General features: G+C 40.9%; 3 protein-coding genes. 2 read left to right on the top strand and 1 reads right to left on the bottom strand.

Annotated features, from left to right (window positions below):
- Positions 1-479 precede the first annotated feature (479 nt).
- Positions 480-1,412, top strand: a complete 933-nt coding sequence (locus AC4II3_RS31305; RefSeq protein ID WP_488016448.1) for a hypothetical protein — start codon at positions 480-482, stop codon at positions 1,410-1,412.
- Between the two features lie 214 nt (positions 1,413-1,626).
- The gene (locus AC4II3_RS31300) at positions 1,627-3,846 is read left to right on the top strand and encodes a caspase, EACC1-associated type (RefSeq protein ID WP_488016446.1); all 2,220 of its coding nucleotides are present in this window, start codon (positions 1,627-1,629) and stop codon (positions 3,844-3,846) included.
- A gap of 359 nt (positions 3,847-4,205) precedes the next feature.
- Here the strand turns inward: AC4II3_RS31300 and AC4II3_RS31295 are convergent, their stop codons facing one another.
- On the bottom strand, positions 4,206-4,610 hold the full coding sequence (locus tag AC4II3_RS31295) for a hypothetical protein (RefSeq protein WP_488016444.1): 405 nt from the start codon (positions 4,608-4,610) through the stop codon (positions 4,206-4,208).
- Positions 4,611-4,843: the final 233 nt, after the last annotated feature.

The following is a 4,843-nucleotide window of genomic DNA, read 5'->3' as shown; positions in this document are numbered from 1 at the left end:
GCTCCCAGATTTTTTGATGTGATCAGAAATCCGCCTTAGTGTTCATGACCTATTTGGAAAAGGGTTATTTTATCTGATGAAAGAATAAAAGATTAGACGAAAATTGTCTCTATTTGGTTCCTCTTGTTGAAGATTGTGATATACTACTATCAAATAAACTCTACTCAAAGTAAATAATCTTAAAAATATAGCTAATTGTTATGGCTTGGCTATACAAGTTTTTGGTGACGCCAATTACAACTTTCATAGCTCATAAGACTAGATAGTAAGATAATACTAGTTTTTATAATTTATAACTCTGGTAAAATTACGGATTTAATTGAAAAGGCGGGTTGTAAACTTCTCTAACTTCCCCCTTATCGATGGAAGCTGTAGATGCAGCTTGCCAGTAACCTGATCAATAATTATGTGATTGTGGCTCCTGCTATACGTCCCTGCCATGTGTAGTAAATTTTTCCATCTAAACAGAGCTGACGTCAATGATCGATAAAAACATTCCGCTACTCAATCCCCAAGAAGCTGAGACTTTCTTGGCTGACCTATTTGAGCAAGTAAAAAAATGGGAAAGTTGCCTGGATGAAAGTACAAAGCTTGGTGTAGGTGCAACTGCCGTTAAAAGCTTGCTGGAAAGTAAAGTTAGCTTTGGCAATCCTAGGGATAAGTTGATATTACTTACGGAAGACCTATTTGAAGAAACTGAAGAGGGATTGAACAACATTTACCGACAGCAAATGCGTGATGCATTTGATTTCTATTACATGACTGTTACTGTCGATTTACGTCCTAAACCAGGGGTTAGATTTTGGCGATTGTGCTGTGAGCTTGACTTCAGTCCCAAAGGAGAAAAAGAGCCCATCGTTCAGTCTATTTTCCCCAAAAGCCAATGGCGACCTGTGATGAACTTCGGGGTGGGCATGAATTTAGCTATCAATAGCAATCTTGATTGGAGTATCGGGATTGATAGCACTGAACTCGCCGAAGTTACCACTATTCCTGGGGAGCTCAAAGCTAATGTAGCAAAAAAGAACGAACTGAAGGCATTCATTGTCATTCCTGAGTATGCTTACGAAGCTGGTCACTTTGAAATGATTTCCCAAGGTGAAGGTAACTCAAAGTGTTACTGGCGGATTGAAGAGCCCGAAATCCAAAACATACCGACAGTCCAATTTGCGATTGTCTTTAAAGTACCCAAGGAAATAAAGTCTATTAATTTGCGCGGTATGGTTTGGGTTGAGCCGGATATGAACTGGTTAACTGCTGATATCCGTGATGTTTTCAGTGATCTAGCAGATAGATTAAAAACCTTAATACGAAATAAGAATCAGGCGGCGATTAAATTTAGTCGTAGTGATGTCAAAGAATGGATATTGAACCTGCCGAAAGCTAATCTTACACAGGATTTAGCGACTTAAATCCCCCAAAGCTTGGAGTACTTTCGTCCAATTAATCAGGTGCGTTACGGGACGGACATACTAACACTGGCTAGCGAGAAAATGATGGCTCGCCCGTCCCTAACGCACCCTACGCCTGACCGCTGACTGCTGACCGCTGACCGCTGACTGCTGACCGCTGACCACTGACCACTGACCGCTTACAAATTAATCAGCTTTATCTGATCAGACAGCTATGACTAGAGCCTACTACACCTATCGCATCCAGGTGATACCTCCTCGTACAGTGCGGGTTGAAAAGAAAGAACCTGGAAAGCTCGATAATATAATCTCTAGGGAATTTCGGTATCAGGATAAGATCACCTCAGAAGTCAGGGAGTTAATCGAAAAAGTTCGTAAAAATGAAATCAAGGATGCTAACCAGTCGAGGTTTCTGGGAGAAGCCTTGTTTGATAGCTTGTTTGATGATGTCCTTTGCTATGACTTTATAAGATTTTATAACGAAGTTGTTCGCACTAAACAGCAACTGCTACGGGTAGAGCTAGATATTGACGAGCAAAATATCCCTGAAGTGGCAGCGTTCCCATGGGAATTTATGTGTTTGCCTCAAAGGGAGAAGTTAGGAACAATGTGGTTGGCTACTGCAGCTGACTTGGTCTTCTCGCGCCTTCCCCCACAGCGGATTTCAGCACCACCGATTCAGTTAGGCGCAAATCAAAAAATGCGGATTGCCTTAGTTGTCTCTGCACCCACAGATTTAAATCCAGTTGCCTACGAGGAAGTACAGGCGGCGATAGAAACACTAGCCCAGGAACAACCAGAGCAGGTGGAATTGTTACCTGTAGTGAATCCACCTAGCCGCAAAGCTATTGATAAAGTTCTGAGGGAAAAGCCCCACATTTTCCATTTCATCGGTCATGGTCGTTTTCAGAATGAAAATGGTGAAATTGCCTTGGTGGATGAATTCGATCAGGCACAGTGGATTAGCGCCAATGACTTTAGTGAGCTCTTTAATAAGCATCGACCTGGAATTATTGTGTTGCAGGCATGTCAGGGAGCAATGGAGTCTACATCGAAAGTATCTGTAGGACTAGCTTCCAAGGTTGTGCAGCAACGTATTCCTGTAGTCGTGGCCATGCAGTATCCAGTGTCTAACAGCACAGCTAGCCGATTTGCTTGCCACTTTTATAAACAATTAGCTCAAGGCAAGTCAGCGGATATAGCAGTACAGGAAGGACGACGAGAAATTAGTCTCCATGAATCAACAGGATATCGGAAACGGGATTTTGCCACACCTGTGATTTTCATGCAAGTGCAAGATGCTCACTTATTTCAACGTCCAAATGAGTCAGGATTTCAACGTCTAAATCAGCCAGTTGTGCCAGACAAGCCAAGCCATAAACAGCTCCATGTAAAGGATGCTCGCCAATCAAAAGGGGTAAAACGAGCGCTGTTGATTGGAGTCAGTGAATATGGACAGGGGTTAGAGCCACTACCTGGCGCAACCAAAGATTTAGAGGAAATCAAACGAATACTGGGTTCCCCGCAACTGGGTAATTTTGTTGATGTCAGAACTCTCAGCAATCCTGATCGACAGGAAATGGAGGAGGCTATTGAAGAGTTATTCGCCACTTCTACAAAAGATGATTTGGTGTTACTGTTCTTTTCAGGTCACGGTGTCAAAGATAGCAGCAATCAACTGTATTTAGCAAATCGTATTACTCGTAAGAATCAAGAGGGGGAACTAGTTAGGAAAACGGCAGTTTCGGCTAGGGATATCCATGACATTATGAAAGATAGCCGCTCCAAGCGACAAGTGGTTATCCTCGACTGCTGCTTTAGTGCAGCTTTTCGTAAGGGTCTACTAGTTAAAGATGATGGCTCTGTCGATCTTCAAAATCAATTAGGAGGAGAAGGGCGCGCTATTCTCGCTTCTTCAACTGACTATTCCTTTAGTCAATTGGACAAACAGCTCTCAATTTACACTCAGTATTTAGTAGAGGGTATTGAAACGGGAAAAGCTGATTTGAATCGGGATAAGGTGATTTCTCTGGATGAGTTACATAAGTACATCGAAAAGAGGATTCGAGAAACCTTTCCTGTCATGACTCCTAAAATCTATACTGATCAGGAAGGTTCTAAAATCCACATTGCTAGAGCACCAAGGGATTATGCCCTTGTTTCAGATACGCCTTTAGTTAGCGAAGAGGGGATACAGGCAAGTTCGCAAGCAGATAGTTTGATAACACTTAGCTTACCTAAGAAAATGCTATTAAAACGTGTTATAGTTATTGCAATTCTGGCTTCGGTCTTCAGCATTTTATATGCAGCAGTACGCTCGAATTGTAAGGATATACGGAAAAAACAGATTAAAGGGAACAATTCGGTTAAAGAGCAGGTAAATAAAGACTATTGGCTTCGCACGCGATGTGAAGCAGTAGACGTTCATTTGTAAGCATTCAGCTGTAAGCATTCAGCAGTCAGCGGTCAGCCGTGAGCTTTTGGCTCACGCTACTTGAGATGCTTATTTTATTCAAAAGCACCGATTGTGCTACGCGCACGTTGCGCGAACAGTAGCGTGGCAAAGGCTTCTAGCCTGTGATATCATGTCTGGTTGAATACTTACACTAAGCGCCAAATCGAAGGCAGAAGGCAGAAGTAAAGGAGTAAGGTTTCAAAGGAGAAAGTTTTTTATCACTGATTAACCGAACATGAGATGAAACATTAGCTGATAGCTGATAGCTGACGGCTGAATGCTTACCTTCATTTTGGTGTACGATAACGTTAATTTTTGGATATTTATTGTTAACGAGGTTAATCGTCTCGTTTTGTTGTACAAATTTCACGCCGATTTTGCATTGTAGGGCAATCTAAGAATCTTTGCTCAATCGCAAATTTCTGATACTTATCATCTCCTTTATTATCCTCCTCTTTATTATCCTCCTCTTTAATTATTACCAATACATCAATATTATTGCTTAAAAGTTCTCTCTTAGTTACTTGCATATGTGGTTGAAGGTAACCTATACGATAACCTGCACTTTTGGTACCATTTTTATCTACTATGTTATGTAGGGGTATACCGTATTTTCCACAATTATCATGAAATTTATCAACTAATTTTGAATTATCCTGACCAAAAGCTGTTGTAACTATACCGAGCAGGAGAATAATGCTTACTCCAATAATAACAAGGTAATTTATAAGTTTTCCTTTCATGACAAAGAGAAGAGTAATGGTTGACTACTATACTCTTCGCTAGCTCTAAATTGAATCAGGATATTTGACTAAGAAAGGAAGAAATATCTCCAAAAATTCATGAAATGGCGGTAAACTCGTATAAAACAGTGTTTTACACTACTCAATTTTTATGCTAAGTTAATTCTTTGTTTGAAGAAAAAGGCAATAGGCAATAGGCAATAGGCAATAGGCAATAGGCAATAGGCAATAGG

This window comes from Moorena sp. (assembly GCF_982860115.1).
This window is presented reverse-complemented; position numbering and strand designations above follow the sequence as displayed.

What these genes read in the sequence shown, in the direction of transcription:
- AC4II3_RS31305 (WP_488016448.1), top strand. Translation starts at nt 480, where the DNA reads ATGATCGATAAAAACATTCCGCTACTCAATCCCCAAGAAGCTGAGACT.
- AC4II3_RS31300 (WP_488016446.1), top strand. Translation starts at nt 1,627, where the DNA reads ATGACTAGAGCCTACTACACCTATCGCATCCAGGTGATACCTCCTCGT.
- AC4II3_RS31295 (WP_488016444.1), bottom strand. Translation starts at nt 4,610, where the DNA reads ATGAAAGGAAAACTTATAAATTACCTTGTTATTATTGGAGTAAGCATT.